We start from the raw sequence: 16,005 nt of genomic DNA on the forward strand, positions 1-16,005 counted from the left end.
AAGTTAACCAGTGAAAATTAGAAAATAGAATCGGCACAAGCATAATTTGCAGGGACTAAAATGCAAATTTAAAATAATACTTGCTCTCATTAACTTTGCTGATATGGTGCATAGCCTTTTCTGAAATCAAATATTGTTCAATTTCAGGGAAAGGACCAAAACCGGAAGCAACATTGACATGGCCTACAACTCCCAGATTAATCGGTTTGATATTCCAGGCTTTCGCCAGAACCTGGGCATCTTCAAAACTTAGCCATGGATCATTTTCACTGATCAGCAAAGTCGTTGGAGCCTGAATCTTGAGCTGCTGGAAATAGGCGCTGTAATCCGTCTGGCTATCACGGGCAAAACCATTTTCCCCAAAACGTGCCGGATTGGCAGGTGCAACCAGAACCAGATTTTTGACTTTAGTATTCAGTTCAGGATGCTGGGCCAATGATGCCACGCTGGTCAAACAGCCAAAGCTATGTGCCACAATTTGTACATCATCTGGAATGACTTGCAGAGTTTTAACAAATTCTGCGACCCATACATCCAGTACCGGATGATTCCAGTCCTTTTGCTGCACACGGGAGCAGCGCATGAGCCGGTGTTGCAGGCAGGTTTGCCAGTGATTGTATTCACTGCCACCTACACCGGGAACAATAAGCGTATGAGTCATGTCGATGCTCCTGTATGAAATCAGCTTAAATTATTTTTTGTGCTGTTAGCTTTAACGATCTGGTCAAAAACACCACCATTTTCAAAGTGGGCTTTCTGTACTTTATCCCAGCCACCAAACTCCTGATCAATAGTCACCAGTTTTAATGGCTTAAAGACTTGGCTATATTTCGCCAGTACTTTTTCATTACGTGGGCGATAGAAGTTACGTGCTGAGATTTCCTGACCCAGTGGTGAGTACAGGAAGTTTAAATAACCCTGGGCCAGGTATTTGTTACCTTTTTTATTGGCATTCTTTTCAACAATTGCCACGGGTGGCTCAGCTAGAATTGACAGGGAAGGAGTCACAATTTCGAACTTGCCCGGTTGTTCACGCAGGGCTAAATGTGCTTCATTTTCCCACGCCAGTAATACGTCACCGATGCCACGTTCAGCAAAAGTGGTGGTTGAACCACGCGCACCTGAATCAAGTACTTTGGTTTGTTTATAGATTTTACGAACAAATTCTTGTGCAGTTTTGTCGTTACCACCTGGTAAATGTTTGGCATATGCCCAAGCTGCTAAATAGTTCCAGCGTGCACCGCCTGAGGTTTTAGGATTTGGTGTGATAATCTCTACACCCGGTTTTACCAGATCACCCCAATCCTTGATGCCCTTTGGATTGCCTTTACGTACCAGGAATACGATGGTAGAAGTATATGGTGTTGAGTTTTGTGGTAATTTTTTCTGCCAGTCTGCAGGTAATAGTTTGGCTTTTTCGACCAGCACATCAATGTCAGCGGCTAATGCCAAAGTTACCACATCGGCATCCAGACCATCAATTACGGCACGCGCCTGTTTACCTGAACCACCATGTGACTGTTTAAAGTTAATGCTTTGGCCAGTACGGCTTTTCCAGTATTTACCAAATTCTTTATTGACGTCTTCATAGAGTTCACGCGTGGGATCATAAGAGACATTCAGAAAGTCGCGCGCTGCAGCAGAAAACGAAGTTGCTGAAATAACAGCAGCCAGAACCCCTAGTTTTAGTTTTGTTGAAATGCTCATGTGAACCTCAAACTCTTACACGTTTTGTAACATGAGTGAAGAATAAACCTATTCTTTATGCATAAAAAATAATTAAAAATGAATTTTATATGAAAATATAAGATAAAAGAGTCTATAAGTATTTGAAACAACAATGGCCTTATTCAATAAGGCCATTGCATAGACATTTATTATTACGATTTTGTGCTATTTGCCTTTACGATCTGGTCAAAGATACCGCCATTGGCAAAGTGTTTTTTCTGTACCTTGTCCCAGCCACCAAACTCTTTATCAATAGTCATCAGCTTCAGCGATTTAAAGACATTGCTGTATTGTTTTAATACTGCCACATTACGTGGGCGATAGAAATTCTTCGCAGCAACCGTTTGACCCGCAGGTGAGTACAGGTAATTCAGATACGCTTTAGCCAGATTTTCATTACCATCTTTTTTGGCATTCTTTTCAACGATTGCCACTGGTGGCTCAGCCAAAATCGATAAGGAAGGGGTAATAATTTCGAACTTGCCAGGCTGTTCACGAATGGCTAAATGTGCTTCATTTTCCCAAGCCAGCAATACATCACCGATGCCGCGTTCAACAAAAGTTGTTGTTGCACCACGTGCACCTGAGTCGAGTACTTTAGTTTGCTTGTAGATCTGGCGAACAAAGTCTTGAGCTTTAGTATCGTTACCGCCTGGCTGATGTTTCGCCCATGCCCAAGCGGCCAGGTAGTTCCAGCGCGCGCCACCAGAAGTTTTAGGATTTGGCGTAATGATTTCTACGCCCGGTTTCACCAGATCGCCCCAGTCTTTAATGCCTTTAGGGTTGCCTTTTTTCACCAGGAAAACGATGGTTGAGGTATAAGGTGTCGAATTTTGTGGAAATTTCTTTTGCCAGTCTTTAGGTAGCAGGCCGCGTGCTGCAATCTCATCAATATCTGCAGCTAGGGCCAAAGTCACGACGTCCGCATCCAGACCATCAATGACAGCACGTGCCTGTTTACCTGAACCGCCATGTGACTGTTTGAAGTTAACATCCTGACCAGTAGATTTTTTCCAGTAAGCACTGAATTCTTTATTAAAGTTATCGTACAATTCGCGAGTTGGATCATAAGACACGTTCAGGAAGTCTTTTGCAGATACGCTAAAAGCGGTTGCTGAAATAAGTGCTGCCAATACCCCAATTTTTAATTTACGGATGTTCATATTTGCCTCAAATGTTTCTTTGTTTTGTTGGATGGGGCAAGAATAGCTGGAGATTTTTTGCAGAAAAAATAATTAAAAACGAATTTTATGTGAGTAAAACAGATATATAGACAGAGCTTATATTTCATCGCTCTATCCGTCACCAGAGAGGCCTTAAAAGCATGTTGTATTTAAAAAATGCTCAACTCGTCAAAGATATAGATGTGCTGGATCGTGCCTTTCATTATGGTGATGGCTGCTTTACTACCGCCCGCATACGTCGAAACCAGATCGAGTTAGCAGACCGTCATCTAGCACGTTTAAGGATGGGCCAGCAAAAATTAAGTTTGCAGGCTGATCTGGACCTGATTGAAAAAAGTTTGCAAGCGTTATTGAAATCAGAAGCTGAACTGAACGGAACCTTAAAGATTGTACTGAGTCGTGGTATAGGACAGCGTGGTTATAGCCTGCCAGACCATCCGGCAGATCTTTGGGTGTTCTATTATCCGAAAACTCTACAGGACTTCAGTTATGAGCAGATTCAGGCGGGTGTATTGCAACAGGCCATTGGCCTCAGCATGCCGAATCTGGTGGGGTTGAAAACCTTAAACCGTCTGGAACAGGTCTTGCTTAAACAGGAAGCGGATCTGCATGGCTGGCCGGAAGCACTGGTCACAGATGTGCAGGGTACAATTGTTGAAGGGGTGAGCAGTAATTGCTTTATTCGTATAAACAATACATGGATTACACCAGAACTTCGTTATAATGGCGTCTTCGGTGTAATGCGTGCAGAAATTTTGCAACGTATGCAGGATCAGGGCATTATCTGTCAGCAGCGTGATGTGGAAATGGATGAAATTCCCCATATCGACAGCTTGTTTTTCTGCAATGCGCTCAGTCCGATGAAAATTGCCACTCAATTTGAGCAGCGTGCTTTAAATGTAGATGCTTGTATTGAACTTTTTAACCGTCTTCGATTGAATCAGATGCCTTATTAATATGTCAGCTTTCAAGTCTAAAACCAAAAAGAAAAATAATGCCAAACGCCCTGGTTTCATGAAGGGGATAGTTCTATTTCTAATCGGGATACTCCTGGTTCTAGGGCTGATCCTGAAAGCTAGCCTATGGAAAGATTATCCTGTAGAAGGTCAAAAACAGTTACTGGCAATTAGTAACGGTGAAACCTATTCTGGATTTATTGATCGGCTGGCCAAAGAAAATCATGTCAGCTTTCCGATTATTTTAAAGCTGTATCAGCGCATCATGATTCATGACACCATGAAGGCGGGTGTCTATGAAATTCCTCAAGGTATGAGTATCCGTGCAGTGCTGGACATGATTTCTAATGCAGAAAATGCTCAGATGAACCGGATTCTGGTGATTGAGGGTACAACCTTTAAACAGCTGATTGATGCCTTAAAGAAAGATGATCTGGTGACTAAAGAAGTGGTGAATTTGCCAACCGATCAATTGCTCAAAGAACTCAATATTCCATTTAATCATCCTGAAGGTCTGTTCGCTCCGGATACCTATTTCTTTGCCAAAGGCGAAACAGATCGCAAGATTCTGACCGATCTTTATCAGCGCCAGATGAAATCTCTGGATCAGGCTTGGGAAAAACGTGCTTCAGATCTGCCATATCAGAATAAGTACGAAGCGCTAATCATGGCATCGATCATTGAAAAAGAAACCAGCCTGGATAGCGAGTTACAACAGGTATCAGGTGTATTTGTACGCCGTTTGAAAATCGGCATGCGTCTACAGACAGATCCAACTGTTATTTATGGTATGGGTGAGAATTACAAAGGTAATATCACCCGTCAGGATCTACGCACTCCAACACCCTATAACACCTATACCATGGCTGGCTTACCACCGACACCGATTGCCTTGCCAAGCAAGAAAGCCATTGAAGCAGCGATGCATCCAGACAATTCACAAAATATTTATTTTGTTGCAACGGGTAATGGTGGGCATAAATTCAGCAGCAGTCTGCAAGACCACAATAAAGCAGTACAAGAGTATCTCTCTGTTTTACGTTCAAAAAATAAGGAATGAGCATGTTTATCAGCTTTGAAGGCACTGAAGGTGTAGGGAAAACCACACTCATTCGTCGTATCTATGATGATTTTATTGCTCAAGGCAAAGAGGTCGTGCTGACCCGCGAGCCGGGCGGTACACCGATGGCAGAACAGATTCGTTCGCTATTGTTGGCCGTAAACCACGAAGAAGCGATGTGCCATGATACAGAGTTATTGCTGATGTATGCGGCACGTGCCCAGCATCTGACACAAGTGATTCTACCCGCTTTAAATGCTGGAAAAATTGTCTTATGTGATCGCTTCAGTGATGCCAGTTTTGCCTATCAATGTGCAGGGCGTGGACTCAGTGAAGACAAGCTGAATCTGTTGAATCAAAATTTCGTGGAACGTATGCCGGATATTACGTTCTGGCTGGATGCACCGATTGAACTGGGTATGAATCGCGCACGTGCCCGAGGTGCACTGGATCGGTTTGAGCAAGAGAAAGTTACTTTCTTTGAGAAAGTTCGCGCTGGATATGCAACACTATGCCAGCGTCATTCAGAGCGGATTAAATGTCTGGATGCAACTCAAACACCGGATCAGGTGTTTCAACAGGCGTTGTCTTATTTAAAATAATTTTATTCTAAAGACATTTTTGGCATACTTTTCTCTAGTTATTTCAAGGAAGAATCTTCTATATTGGAAGAAATCAGGAAGATAAAACATGATGAAAAGTACAAGAGAAGAAATCATCCAGTTTTTACAGCAGGAATTTCCACAGAGCCTGGAAAAGTGCCAGATCGAAGCTGTAGTGCCTCAGGGTGCAACCTTACTGTATCGAGTGAGTGAGCAGGAATTACGTCCCGGCGGCACAGTGTCTGGCCCCACCATGATGACCTTAGCTGATCTGGCTTTATATATTGCGATCCTCGGTGAGATTGGACTGGTTGGCCTGGCAGTGACTACGAACTTAAATATTAATTTTCTGCGTAAACCTTCGGGTGGTGTTGATCTGCGAGGGGAAAGTAAATTGATGAAAGTGGGGAAGGCGCTCATTGTGGGAGAAGTCTGGATTTATTCGATTGATCAGGAAGAGCCGGTTGCCCATGTGACAGCGACCTATTCGGTTCCACCACGTAAAGAACACGTGCATTCCTTAAAATGCTGATTAATTCTTACAAATCATATGCTTTATTTAAATCCTGATTATTCTAAAAACTTAAAAAATCAGAGCCAAAGAAAAGGCAGATAACATTTAAAAATATTATCTGCCTATATCTTTAAGCATTCACCAAAGGAGTTTCTACTTCAAAACTTGGTGGAATCAGTACAGTTTTACGTAGTTCAGGCAGTAATTCTGGATAATCCAGGGTGAAATGCAGGCCACGAGATTCTTTACGTTGCATGGCACAACGCACAATCATCTCAGAAACCAATACCAGATTACGCAGCTCGATCAAGTTTTTGCTCACCTGATAATCTTGATAGTATTCGGTAATTTCTTTCTTTAACATCTCAATCCGGTGCAGGGCACGTTCCAGACGTTTAGTCGTGCGGACGATACCCACATAGTTCCACATGGTCTGACGCAGCTCGTCCCAGTTTTGCAGAATAACTACATCTTCATCAGGATTAGTGACCTGAGAATCATCCCATTCTGATACCTCAGGGATAGCTTGATCTGTCTTGAAATTTTCCTGAATATGTTTGGCAGCACTCATGCCATATACAAAACATTCTAAAAGTGAGTTACTGGCCATACGGTTAGCGCCGTGTAAGCCAGTATAAGAAGTTTCACCAATGGCATAGAGTCCGGCAATATCGGTCTGACTGTTTTCATCTACGACCACACCACCGCAGGTATAGTGCGCAGCAGGAACCACAGGAATCATTTCCTTGGTGATGTCGATGCCAAGTTCTAACAGACGTGCATATAAGGTTGGGAAGTGTTCTTTGATGAAGCTTTCATCTTTATGGGTAATATCTAGCCAGACATGACGAATGCCCAGACGTTTAATCTCATAGTCAATTGCGCGTGCCACAATATCACGTGGTGCCAGTTCAGCACGCTCATCAAAACGCAGCATAAAACGCTCACCATCAGGTAGGCGTAAATATGCACCTTCACCACGCATGGCTTCTGTGATCAGGAATGAACGGGCTTGTGGATGATATAAACAGGTCGGATGGAACTGGTTGAATTCCATATTGGCAACCCGGCAACCGGCACGATAGGCCATCGCAATCCCATCACCAGTCGCGATATCCGGATTGGAAGTATAAAGATAAGCTTTCATCGCACCGCCACAAGCCAGGGCAGTAAATGGTGCTAAGAAAGTATGAACTTGTGCACTTGCTTCATTGAGTGCATATAAACCTAAGGCGCGATTTTCACCATCTAGGCCCAGTTTTTGTGAACAGATCAGGTCGATCGCAATGTAATTTTCAAAGATGGTAATATTTTCTTTTTCCTGAGCACGCTGTACCAACGTGGTAGAAATGGCACGCCCAGTCGCATCAGCCGCATGAATGATTCGGCGCTGTGAATGACCGCCTTCACGGGTCAAATGTAATTGTTCCTGCTCATCCAGAGTAAATTGGACGCCGTGTTTCAGCAGAAAATCCACCGAAGGCTTACCACCTTCAACCGTCTGCTTCACCGCATCCATTTCACACAGATGTACACCTGCAATCATGGTGTCATCAATATGCTGTTCAATCGAGTCTGTCTCATCCAGTACGGCTGCAACACCGCCTTGGGCATAATAGGTACTGGCATCGGTCAGGGTAGATTTAGCAAGAACTGCAATATTAAAATGTTCAGGCAAAGAAAGTGCTAGACTTAGGCCGGCACCACCACTGCCCACAATGATCACGTCAAAATGATGGGTAAGGGGAAAATTAGACATGTCCATCAGCTAATTGAAAAAAGTCCGGTAATCAGAGCGCTTTTTTGTACAAAAGGCAAGCGTTTAAGTGTTCATTTATTGATGAAAAAAATTAATAAAAGCTTTAACTTAATGCTTTAGAAAAATTAAAGGTTGCCAACATTCAAGCTTTCGAACATATTGTTACTTAAAATATATGAAGTTTGTGATAAAACCTATTTACATAAATTTATCAACAATTTGGGTGAATAATTTATATGAAAATTCTGGATTTAAAAAAAGGATTATTTGCAGCGACTGTTACTATGAGTGCTGCTCAGTTACAGGCAGTAACACCCGTCGATTTTTCTAACCTGGTTGATCAGGTCAGTCCGGCAGTTGTCAGTGTGAGTGTTGTCAAAAAAATGAGCGAAGAAGAGCTCTTGCAACAACAGGTTCCTGAAATTTTACGCCGTTTCTTTGGTAATCAAGTGATTATTCCGCAGCCACGTGTACCGCAGGAAAAAACCGGATATGGGAGTGCCTTCTTCATTAGTAAGGATGGCTATCTGCTGACCAACCACCACGTAGTTGAAGATGCGTCTAAAGTGACAATTACCTTGAATGATCGTCGGGAAATTGATGCGACAGTCGTGGGAAGCGACGAGCGTACTGACGTCGCTTTATTGAAAGTTAATGGTTCAGGTTTCCCGGAACTGCGTACTGGTGATGTCGATAAATTACGTGTAGGTGAACCCGTATTAGCAATCGGTTCACCTTTTGGTTTTGACTACTCCGCTTCTGCCGGCATTGTCAGTGCCAAGATGCGTAACATGATGGGAGAAACAGCCGTACCATTTATTCAAACTGACGTTGCCCTCAACCCGGGGAACTCGGGTGGACCGCTATTTAACCAGCGCGGTGAAGTGGTGGGGGTGAACTCACGAATCTTCAGTGGTACTGGCGGTTATATGGGTCTGTCATTTTCGATTCCCATTGATGTCGCTATGGAAGTCGCTGACCAGCTGAAACGTGATGGTAAGGTGACCCGTTCTTATCTGGGTGTAAGCCTGCAAGATATCGACCGTACTTTGGCTGAATCTTACAAATTATCTAAGCCAGAAGGTTCTTTAATTACCCAGGTGGCACCAAACTCGCCAGCGGCTAAAGCGGGTCTGCAAGCCGGTGACGTGATTTTAAAATACAACGGTACTGATATTTCACGCACTAGCCAGTTGCTGAACTATTTGAACCGTTCTGCGCCTAAACAGCAGATTCAGCTGGAAGTATTACGTGATGATAAACGTCGTAATATCAATGCAACCTTAACAACTGCACCAGATGAAACGCCAGCCAAAGCAGGTAATCAGGCTCAGCCAAATAAAGGGCCGGTATTAGGCGTTACTATTCGTGAATTAAGCCCGGCTGAAAAAGAACGTTTAGAGATTAAGGGTGGTGTAGTCATTCAGGACGTCCGTAGAGACGGGATCGCAGCTCAGGCACGGATCATGCCAAATGATGTCGTGACTCAAATCAATGGTAAAGCGATATTGAACAGTAATCAGTTTGTGGAAGCTGTGGCAGACCTGAAAAAAGGCAGTGTTGCCCGTGTCGGTCTGATTCGTCAGGGTCAACGTGCCATTGTCGGGATGCGCATTTCATAAAATAAATGAATCTTCAATAAAAGACCGCTTGTATGGGCGGTTTTTTATTTTTCGCAATTTACCCGAGCCATAATTTCTGTAGACTCTGTACATAGAAAAATTGCGATAAAGGATTAGAGAAAAGTGAACGGTATTTTTGACCAAGTTTTAAAGGTACGTCCTGAACATATTGATCGTCTAGGACATGTGAATAACGTCATTTATGTGCAGTGGATGCAGGATGTGGCCTCGGCCCATATCGAACAATTAGGACTCGGTTTAAATGAGTATCTGCAACTTAAACATGCCATGGTTGCAGTTGAACATCATGTCCAGTATCGCAAGGCGGCATTTGAAGGGGATGAGCTGATTCTACGAACCTGGTTAAGTGATTTGAATGCCTTATATTCATTCAGACAGTATGCTTTTTATCGTCCACAGGATCAGAATGTCCTATTTACCGGTAGCACGCAGTGGGCCTGTATCGAAATTGCATCGGGTCGCCCGAAGCGTATGTCGCCAAGTTTTACCCAAGCTTATCAGCCCCTCTCAGACAGTATTAACCCTTATGATTTTTCTACTTTATATTTGAGTGAAGAAGCAAAGACAATAAGAGAAGAATCAATCTAATAAGGTGATGATATCGAGATTGAATAGAAGGCAGCTACTAAATAGGAAGCAGCCCATTTAACAAGCTGTTTCTAAGAAAAAAGCTGAGGAAAAGAAAAATAAGAAGAAACTGGTCATGTGCTTAAGACAGCTAAGAGAGAAGAAAGATAATTCTTTTTCTGTATCTCCATTCTGCTATAATCCTCGGCAATTTCTATTCGGCTTTTGTTATGCAATGACTTTTTAAATTGCATGGCGCGTTTTTTTCTCAAGGTAGCCCATGGCGCAAGCTAAAAAATCTGTTGATATTAAAAACATTCGTAACTTCTCGATTATTGCGCATATTGACCACGGTAAATCGACTCTGGCAGACCGTTTTATTCAAACTTGTGGTGGTTTACAGGATCGTGAAATGCAGGCTCAAGTTCTTGATTCTATGGAACTTGAACGCGAACGTGGGATTACCATCAAAGCGGCTTCGGTCACCTTGTACTATACCCATCCAAATGGTCAAGAGTATCAGTTGAACTTCATTGATACCCCGGGACACGTGGATTTCTCTTATGAAGTTTCACGTTCTTTAGCGGCCTGTGAAGGTGCACTTCTCGTTGTGGATGCAGCGCAAGGGGTAGAAGCGCAGTCTGTAGCAAACTGCTATACCGCGATTGAGCAGGGTCTGGAAGTTTTACCAGTACTGAACAAGATTGACTTGCCACAGGCTGAACCCGAACGTGTAATTCAGGAAATTGAAGATATTATCGGGATTGAAGCGACTGAAGCACCGACCTGTTCAGCAAAAACTGGCCTAGGTATTGAAGGTGTACTTGAAACGCTGGTGAATGTCATTCCTGCACCAACAGGTGAACGTGATGCACCGCTGCAAGCGTTGATTATTGACTCATGGTTCGATAACTACTTGGGCGTGGTATCTCTAGTTCGTGTGAAACAGGGGCGTGTTCGCAAAGGCGACAAGATGCTGGTGAAATCGACGGGTCAGACACATATCATCACTTCAGTCGGTATTTTCAATCCGAAGCATACTGAAACCGATATTCTTGAAGCGGGTGAAGTTGGTTTCGTAATTGCCGGTATTAAAGACATTTTTGGTGCACCAGTGGGTGATACCATTACACTGGCAACTACTCCAGAAGTTCCAACATTACCTGGTTTCAAAAAAGTAAAACCACAGGTCTATGCGGGCCTGTTCCCAATCGATTCCAGTGATTTTGAACCTTTCCGTGAAGCATTGCATAAACTGCAAATCAATGACTCTGCGCTGTTCTTCGAACCAGAAAGTTCTGATGCTCTAGGCTTCGGTTTCCGCTGTGGCTTCTTGGGTATGCTGCACATGGAGATCGTACAGGAGCGTCTAGAACGTGAATACGATCTGGATTTGATCTCTTCAGCACCAACGGTAATTTATGAAGCAGTGATGAAAAATGGCAATACCATTTACATCGATAGCCCGTCAAAAATGCCAGATGGCTCAACTGTTGAAGACCTGCGTGAACCAATTGCAGAGTGTCATATCCTCGTGCCACAGGAATACCTGGGTAATGTCATGACCCTATGTATTGAGCGCCGTGGTGTACAGAAAGACATGAAGTTCATGGCGAATCAGGTATCCGTTACTTTTGAAATTCCAATGGCCGAAGTGGTGATGGATTTCTTTGATAAATTGAAATCTTGTTCACGTGGTTTTGCGTCACTAGATTACAACTTTGTGCGTTTTGAAAGTTCATCACTGGTGAAAGTGGATGTCCTGATCAATGGTGAAAAAGTCGATGCTTTAGCAATGATTTGCCATCGCCAGGATGCACGTCATCGTGGAATTGCACTGGTTGAAAAAATGAAAGACCTGATTCCTCGTCAGATGTTTGATGTGGCAATTCAGGCGGCTATTGGTGCGCAAATTATTGCCCGTTCTACTGTAAAAGCAATGCGTAAAAACGTATTGGCAAAATGTTATGGTGGTGACGTATCACGTAAGAAGAAACTTCTTGCAAAACAGAAAGAAGGTAAGAAACGTATGAAACAGGTGGGTAGCGTTGAAATTCCACAAGAAGCGTTCTTAGCTGTACTGAAAGTCGAACGCTAATACTATAAGGATAATAAGCCCATGGATTTTGATTTTAATTTGATTCTTGTTCCTGCGACCTTATTTTTCGTCGTGGTCTGGTTGCTGGATAAGTTTGTTCTGAAACAACGACATACCAAAGGCAAGGGCAATGAAAACTTCATTATTACCTGGGCTTATGATTTCTGGCCGGTTTTGGCGGTCGTTTTAGTATTGCGTTCTTTCCTGTACGAACCTTTCAATATTCCATCAGACTCCATGGTTCCAACCCTGGAAACCGGTGATTTTATCCTGGTCAATAAGTTTGACTATGGTGTGAAATTACCAATTATAAATACAAAAATTCTGGATACAGGCAGCCCGGAACGTGGTGATGTCGTGGTCTTCCGCTATCCGCCACAACCAACGATTAGCTATATCAAACGTGTAATTGGTTTGCCAGGTGATCATATTGTTTATGATCATGGCCAGTTAACCATTAATGGTGAGAAAGTAACAAAAGTTCCAGTAGAATTCAGCCGTGAAAAAGATCGCCTGGATACGCCAAATTCGATTTATCATAAGGAAACCATTGGCGAACATACTTTCACTATGCGTGAACTGGAAGGAGTAAATGTAGCTCGTCAGGCTCCATTCCTTAACTATATAGAAAATGGTAAGTTTTCAGCTGAAAATGGTTTATATTGGGAAGTGAAAGTTCCAGAAGGCCATTACTTTGCGATGGGGGATAATCGCGATCAAAGTGCTGACAGTCGTTTCTGGGGCTTTGTTCCGGAAGAAAACTTAACAGGTCGCGCATTCTATATCTGGATGCATAAAGAACCTGGCTTTAAACTGCCATCGTTTAGTCGAAACGGAATAATCGATTAATTATTTCAGTCAGGAAAATAAAAAATGAAACATCAACAAGGTGCTTCGTATATTGGAATTTTATTTGCAATCGTGGGGTTTGCTTTTCTTGCCAAAGTGGCGATTGCAGTTTGGGGGCCATACTTTGATGATCGTATGGTGGACAATCAGATTGAGGAACTTTTAAAGAGTTCTCCGGCAAATATTGCGCCAGAAAAATTTCGTCAGCAGATGGGTCAGCGTTTAGAAATGAACAATATTCGCGATCTGAAATTTGATGAAATTGCCAAGGTAACCAACACTGATGGTTTACAGGTGCACAAGAATTATGAAATTCGCAAGAATTTCATAATGAATATCGATTTAGTGATGAAGTTTGAGAAAGATTTTGATCAAAGCACAGTCAAAACTAAATGATGAGCGTCTTGCCAAACGGATCGGTTATCAGTTTAAACAAACTGATCTGTTAAAACTGGCATTGACCCATCGTTCAGTCAGTCATAAACACAACTATGAACGCCTAGAATTTCTAGGCGATTCTCTTTTAGGGATGATCATAGCCAATTATCTCTTTACTGCTTACCCGCAGGAAAACGAGGGCCGTCTGACGCGTATGCGTGCGACTCTTGTCCGACAGGAAGCGTTAGGGAAAATTGCTAATGATCTAAAATTGAGTCAGAACCTGATTCTCAGTACGGGTGAGCTGAAATCGGGTGGTCATCATCGTGAGTCTATACTTGCGGATACGGTCGAAGCCATTATTGGTGCGATCTATGTGGATTGCGGTGATCTCACTGTACTACAGGCGATTGTGCTAAAATGGTACGAACCGTATTTAGACAATATAGAACCAACTGACCAGCTGAAAGACCCTAAATCACGCCTACAGGAATATTTACAAGCACGTAAAAAACCTCTCCCAGTTTACGAGGTTGTAGATATTCAGGGTGATGCCCCGAACCAGCATTTCAAAGTGGAATGTCAGGTAGAAGGCTTACCGGTCATGGCCGGTGAAGGTTCAAGCCGACGATTCGCTGAACAGGCGGTTGCGGCAGATATTTTAAAACATTTGGAGCATAAGTCTTAATGACTACTCATTCCGATCACATTGATGCTGATCACGAGTCGCAAAGCGACAGCAATGACTTGATTAGTCAATTTTTCAGTGCACAGGGTACTGAAATTCCTTCTGATTATCGTAGCGGTTTCGTGGCGATTGTGGGACGTCCAAACGTGGGTAAATCAACCTTGATGAACCACTTACTGGGCCAGAAACTTTCAATTACTTCACGTAAACCACAAACCACACGTCATAAAATCGTAGGGATTGATTCACGTGAAAAGTCTCAGGCGGTATTTGTTGATACACCGGGGATGCATAAGAAAGAAGTGCGTGCCATCAATAAAATGATGAACCGAGCTGCGCACTCTGCATTGCGTGACGTGAACCTGGTGCTGTTTGTAGTTGATGCACAAAAATGGACCCAGAACGATGAGCTTGTTCTGGAGAAATTAAAAAATGCGGATATGCCGGTGATTCTGGTAATCAACAAGCTGGACACGTTCGAGAACAAGAATGAGGCCTTACCGCTGATTCGTGAACGTGCCAAACTGATGAACTTTGCTGAAATCGTACCGGTGTCTGCACTTCGTGGTGCCAACCTCGAACACTTACGCGATACGATTGCCAAGTATCTGCCATTCCAGCCACCGCTATATTCACTGGATCAGCTCACTGATCGTTCAGAACGTTTTCTGGCTTCTGAAATTATCCGTGAAAAGATCATGCGTCAGTTAGGTGAAGAACTGCCATACGATTTAACTGTTCAGATTGAATCTTTCAAAACTGAAGAGCCGACCCTGAACGAAAAAACAGGCCGTATGAAGCCGGCATGTACTTATATTGATGCCACCATTTTCGTTGATCGTGCTGGCCAGAAAGCCATTGTGATTGGTGAAAAAGGTGCGAAGCTGAAAAAGATTGGTATGGACGCACGTGTCGACATGGAAAAAATGTTCGAGCAGAAAATCATGCTAACGCTTTGGGTGAAAGTTAAAGGCGGCTGGTCTGATGATGAGCGAGCCCTGAAAAGTCTAGGTTATAGCGACATTTAAATTGGATAGGAATGGATCATGATGAAATTTCTGGCAGTTATTGCATGTGTTTTATTTTTGCAGGGCTGTATTCATAAAGTAGTGACCGTTCCTGCCAAAGTTGCCTATAAAACCACAAAGTACGCGGTCAAAGGGACCGCGGCTGTTGTGGGTGCCGCCATTCCCGATGGGGATGACGAAGAAGACGAGAAAAAATCAAAAAAGAATAAAGACTAAAGAAGCAGCCTATGCGTAATGAAGTGCTGCATGGATACCTGATTCATCATCGTAAATATCGCGATCGCAGTCATATTGTGCATTTATTTACCCAGGAATATGGCCGTATCGACGGGATACTGAGACAAAATCCTCCACCCCAATATCAACCCATCAGCTTGTTAGCTTCAGGCAAATCTGAACTTAAAAATTTCACCAAATTAGAAATTGTTAATCAGCCGATCTTTTTTTTCGGCGATGCTTTCTTTTCTGGCTTTTATCTAAATGAAATCCTGTTGCGTTTATGTCCGCTTGAAGTGCAAATGCCGCTGACCTTTGCCAAATATGGCGAAACGTTGAATGCCTTGCAAAAACTCTCCGATCAGGAAAATCCCAATACTTATTTAAAACAGGTTCTGCGTCAGTTTGAACATATCTTATTAGAAGAACTGGGCTATGAACTGGATTTTTCAGTCGATGCCAATCAGGCACAAATCAATCCCGTGCAACATTACTATTTTCAGTTGAATGAAGGTTTTATGCCTTCGGCTAAAGCCTTGCGCTCAACCATGTCGGGCCAGCAGATTTTAACAATGCAGCACTATGAAAATGGTAGGGATTTTAATCCAGAACAGTTACAATTACTGACGAAGCTATATCGACAGGTGATCACTGCTTTGCTCGGTGACCGACCACTGAAAAGTCGACAATTGTGGATCCAAAATTCTCAATCTCAATCGTAGTTAGGAAAATAGT

Annotated in this window: 17 protein-coding genes; 13 read left to right on the plus strand and 4 right to left on the minus strand. The window is 43.0% G+C overall.

The annotated features are described in order from the left end of the window. Positions 1-55: 55 nt before the first annotated feature. From RJ01_RS11685 to RJ01_RS11695, 3 genes are all read right to left on the minus strand, one after another. A complete protein-coding gene (locus RJ01_RS11685; protein WP_034171213.1) occupies positions 56-661 on the minus strand; it encodes an alpha/beta hydrolase in 606 nt (201 codons plus the stop codon). A gap of 20 nt (positions 662-681) precedes the next feature. Then, entirely contained in the window at positions 682-1,707 is a 1,026-nt protein-coding gene (locus RJ01_RS11690; protein WP_034171214.1) for a sulfate ABC transporter substrate-binding protein, read from the minus strand. Positions 1,708-1,880: 173 nt separating this feature from the next. Further along, positions 1,881-2,891: a sulfate ABC transporter substrate-binding protein gene (locus RJ01_RS11695; RefSeq protein WP_034171215.1), complete on the minus strand. Its 1,011-nt coding sequence runs from the start codon at positions 2,889-2,891 to the stop codon at positions 1,881-1,883. A 161-nt stretch (positions 2,892-3,052) separates the two neighbouring features. Here RJ01_RS11695 and pabC point away from each other — a divergent pair, with 161 nt between their 5' ends. From pabC to RJ01_RS11715, 4 genes are all read left to right on the plus strand, one after another. Next, positions 3,053-3,868, plus strand: a complete 816-nt coding sequence (gene pabC, locus RJ01_RS11700) for an aminodeoxychorismate lyase (protein WP_034171216.1) — start codon at positions 3,053-3,055, stop codon at positions 3,866-3,868. Between the two features lies 1 nt (position 3,869). Beyond that, positions 3,870-4,928, plus strand: a complete 1,059-nt coding sequence (gene mltG / locus RJ01_RS11705) for an endolytic transglycosylase MltG (RefSeq protein WP_034171217.1) — start codon at positions 3,870-3,872, stop codon at positions 4,926-4,928. Positions 4,929-4,930: 2 nt separating this feature from the next. Continuing rightward, the gene (gene tmk / locus RJ01_RS11710; RefSeq protein WP_034171218.1) at positions 4,931-5,530 is read left to right on the plus strand and encodes a dTMP kinase; all 600 of its coding nucleotides are present in this window, start codon (positions 4,931-4,933) and stop codon (positions 5,528-5,530) included. 91 nt (positions 5,531-5,621) lie between these two features. Continuing rightward, a complete protein-coding gene (locus RJ01_RS11715; protein WP_171248473.1) occupies positions 5,622-6,062 on the plus strand; it encodes a PaaI family thioesterase in 441 nt (146 codons plus the stop codon). A gap of 112 nt (positions 6,063-6,174) precedes the next feature. On the opposite strand, the gene nadB is transcribed toward RJ01_RS11715, so the two are convergent. Then, complete coding sequence (nadB, locus tag RJ01_RS11720) at positions 6,175-7,803, minus strand: L-aspartate oxidase (protein ID WP_034171220.1); 1,629 nt, start codon at positions 7,801-7,803, stop codon at positions 6,175-6,177. 236 nt (positions 7,804-8,039) lie between these two features. On the opposite strand from nadB, the gene RJ01_RS11725 reads away from it, so the two are divergent. The 9 genes from RJ01_RS11725 (at position 8,040) to RJ01_RS11765 (ending at position 15,992) form a co-directional block, all read left to right on the plus strand. Continuing rightward, positions 8,040-9,425: a Do family serine endopeptidase gene (locus RJ01_RS11725; RefSeq protein ID WP_034171221.1), complete on the plus strand. Its 1,386-nt coding sequence runs from the start codon at positions 8,040-8,042 to the stop codon at positions 9,423-9,425. 123 nt (positions 9,426-9,548) lie between these two features. Then, positions 9,549-10,034 (plus strand): thioesterase family protein, encoded by a 486-nt coding sequence (locus RJ01_RS11730; RefSeq protein ID WP_034171222.1) that lies wholly within the window; start codon positions 9,549-9,551, stop codon positions 10,032-10,034. Between the two features lie 259 nt (positions 10,035-10,293). Beyond that, on the plus strand, positions 10,294-12,111 hold the full coding sequence (gene lepA, locus RJ01_RS11735; protein WP_004784519.1) for a translation elongation factor 4: 1,818 nt from the start codon (positions 10,294-10,296) through the stop codon (positions 12,109-12,111). A 21-nt stretch (positions 12,112-12,132) separates the two neighbouring features. Further along, positions 12,133-12,960: a signal peptidase I gene (lepB, locus tag RJ01_RS11740; protein ID WP_034171223.1), complete on the plus strand. Its 828-nt coding sequence runs from the start codon at positions 12,133-12,135 to the stop codon at positions 12,958-12,960. A 24-nt stretch (positions 12,961-12,984) separates the two neighbouring features. After that, positions 12,985-13,356 (plus strand): DUF4845 domain-containing protein, encoded by a 372-nt coding sequence (locus RJ01_RS11745; RefSeq protein WP_034171224.1) that lies wholly within the window; start codon positions 12,985-12,987, stop codon positions 13,354-13,356. Beyond that, positions 13,328-14,026, plus strand: coding sequence for a ribonuclease III (gene rnc / locus RJ01_RS11750; protein WP_034171225.1), 699 nt, complete (start codon positions 13,328-13,330; stop codon positions 14,024-14,026). Before RJ01_RS11745 ends, rnc begins: the two co-directional genes overlap by 29 nt. Further along, positions 14,026-15,054: a GTPase Era gene (gene era, locus RJ01_RS11755; protein ID WP_034171226.1), complete on the plus strand. Its 1,029-nt coding sequence runs from the start codon at positions 14,026-14,028 to the stop codon at positions 15,052-15,054. Before rnc ends, era begins: the two co-directional genes overlap by 1 nt. 18 nt (positions 15,055-15,072) lie before the next feature. Next, positions 15,073-15,270 carry an NF038104 family lipoprotein gene (locus RJ01_RS11760; protein ID WP_034171227.1) on the plus strand — a complete coding sequence of 66 codons (198 nt, stop codon included), beginning with the start codon at positions 15,073-15,075 and terminating at the stop codon, positions 15,268-15,270. Positions 15,271-15,281: 11 nt separating this feature from the next. Further along, on the plus strand, positions 15,282-15,992 hold the full coding sequence (locus tag RJ01_RS11765) for a DNA repair protein RecO (protein ID WP_034171228.1): 711 nt from the start codon (positions 15,282-15,284) through the stop codon (positions 15,990-15,992). Positions 15,993-16,005: the final 13 nt, after the last annotated feature.

This window comes from Acinetobacter sp. YZS-X1-1, from assembly GCF_000804305.1.
Taxonomy (GTDB): domain Bacteria; phylum Pseudomonadota; class Gammaproteobacteria; order Pseudomonadales; family Moraxellaceae; genus Acinetobacter; species Acinetobacter variabilis.

Excerpts from the sequence above, each read along its gene's own strand:
- lepB (WP_034171223.1), top strand. The coding sequence starts at position 12,133 with ATGGATTTTGATTTTAATTTGATTCTTGTTCCTGCGACCTTATTTTTC.
- lepA (WP_004784519.1), top strand. The coding sequence starts at position 10,294 with ATGGCGCAAGCTAAAAAATCTGTTGATATTAAAAACATTCGTAACTTC.
- RJ01_RS11760 (WP_034171227.1), top strand. The coding sequence starts at position 15,073 with ATGATGAAATTTCTGGCAGTTATTGCATGTGTTTTATTTTTGCAGGGC.
- RJ01_RS11765 (WP_034171228.1), top strand. The coding sequence starts at position 15,282 with ATGCGTAATGAAGTGCTGCATGGATACCTGATTCATCATCGTAAATAT.
- era (WP_034171226.1), top strand. The coding sequence starts at position 14,026 with ATGACTACTCATTCCGATCACATTGATGCTGATCACGAGTCGCAAAGC.
- RJ01_RS11690 (WP_034171214.1), bottom strand. The coding sequence starts at position 1,707 with ATGAGCATTTCAACAAAACTAAAACTAGGGGTTCTGGCTGCTGTTATT.
- RJ01_RS11715 (WP_171248473.1), top strand. The coding sequence starts at position 5,622 with ATGAAAAGTACAAGAGAAGAAATCATCCAGTTTTTACAGCAGGAATTT.
- tmk (WP_034171218.1), top strand. The coding sequence starts at position 4,931 with ATGTTTATCAGCTTTGAAGGCACTGAAGGTGTAGGGAAAACCACACTC.
- RJ01_RS11745 (WP_034171224.1), top strand. The coding sequence starts at position 12,985 with ATGAAACATCAACAAGGTGCTTCGTATATTGGAATTTTATTTGCAATC.
- RJ01_RS11695 (WP_034171215.1), bottom strand. The coding sequence starts at position 2,891 with ATGAACATCCGTAAATTAAAAATTGGGGTATTGGCAGCACTTATTTCA.
- RJ01_RS11685 (WP_034171213.1), bottom strand. The coding sequence starts at position 661 with ATGACTCATACGCTTATTGTTCCCGGTGTAGGTGGCAGTGAATACAAT.
- RJ01_RS11725 (WP_034171221.1), top strand. The coding sequence starts at position 8,040 with ATGAAAATTCTGGATTTAAAAAAAGGATTATTTGCAGCGACTGTTACT.
- pabC (WP_034171216.1), top strand. The coding sequence starts at position 3,053 with ATGTTGTATTTAAAAAATGCTCAACTCGTCAAAGATATAGATGTGCTG.
- nadB (WP_034171220.1), bottom strand. The coding sequence starts at position 7,803 with ATGTCTAATTTTCCCCTTACCCATCATTTTGACGTGATCATTGTGGGC.
- mltG (WP_034171217.1), top strand. The coding sequence starts at position 3,870 with ATGTCAGCTTTCAAGTCTAAAACCAAAAAGAAAAATAATGCCAAACGC.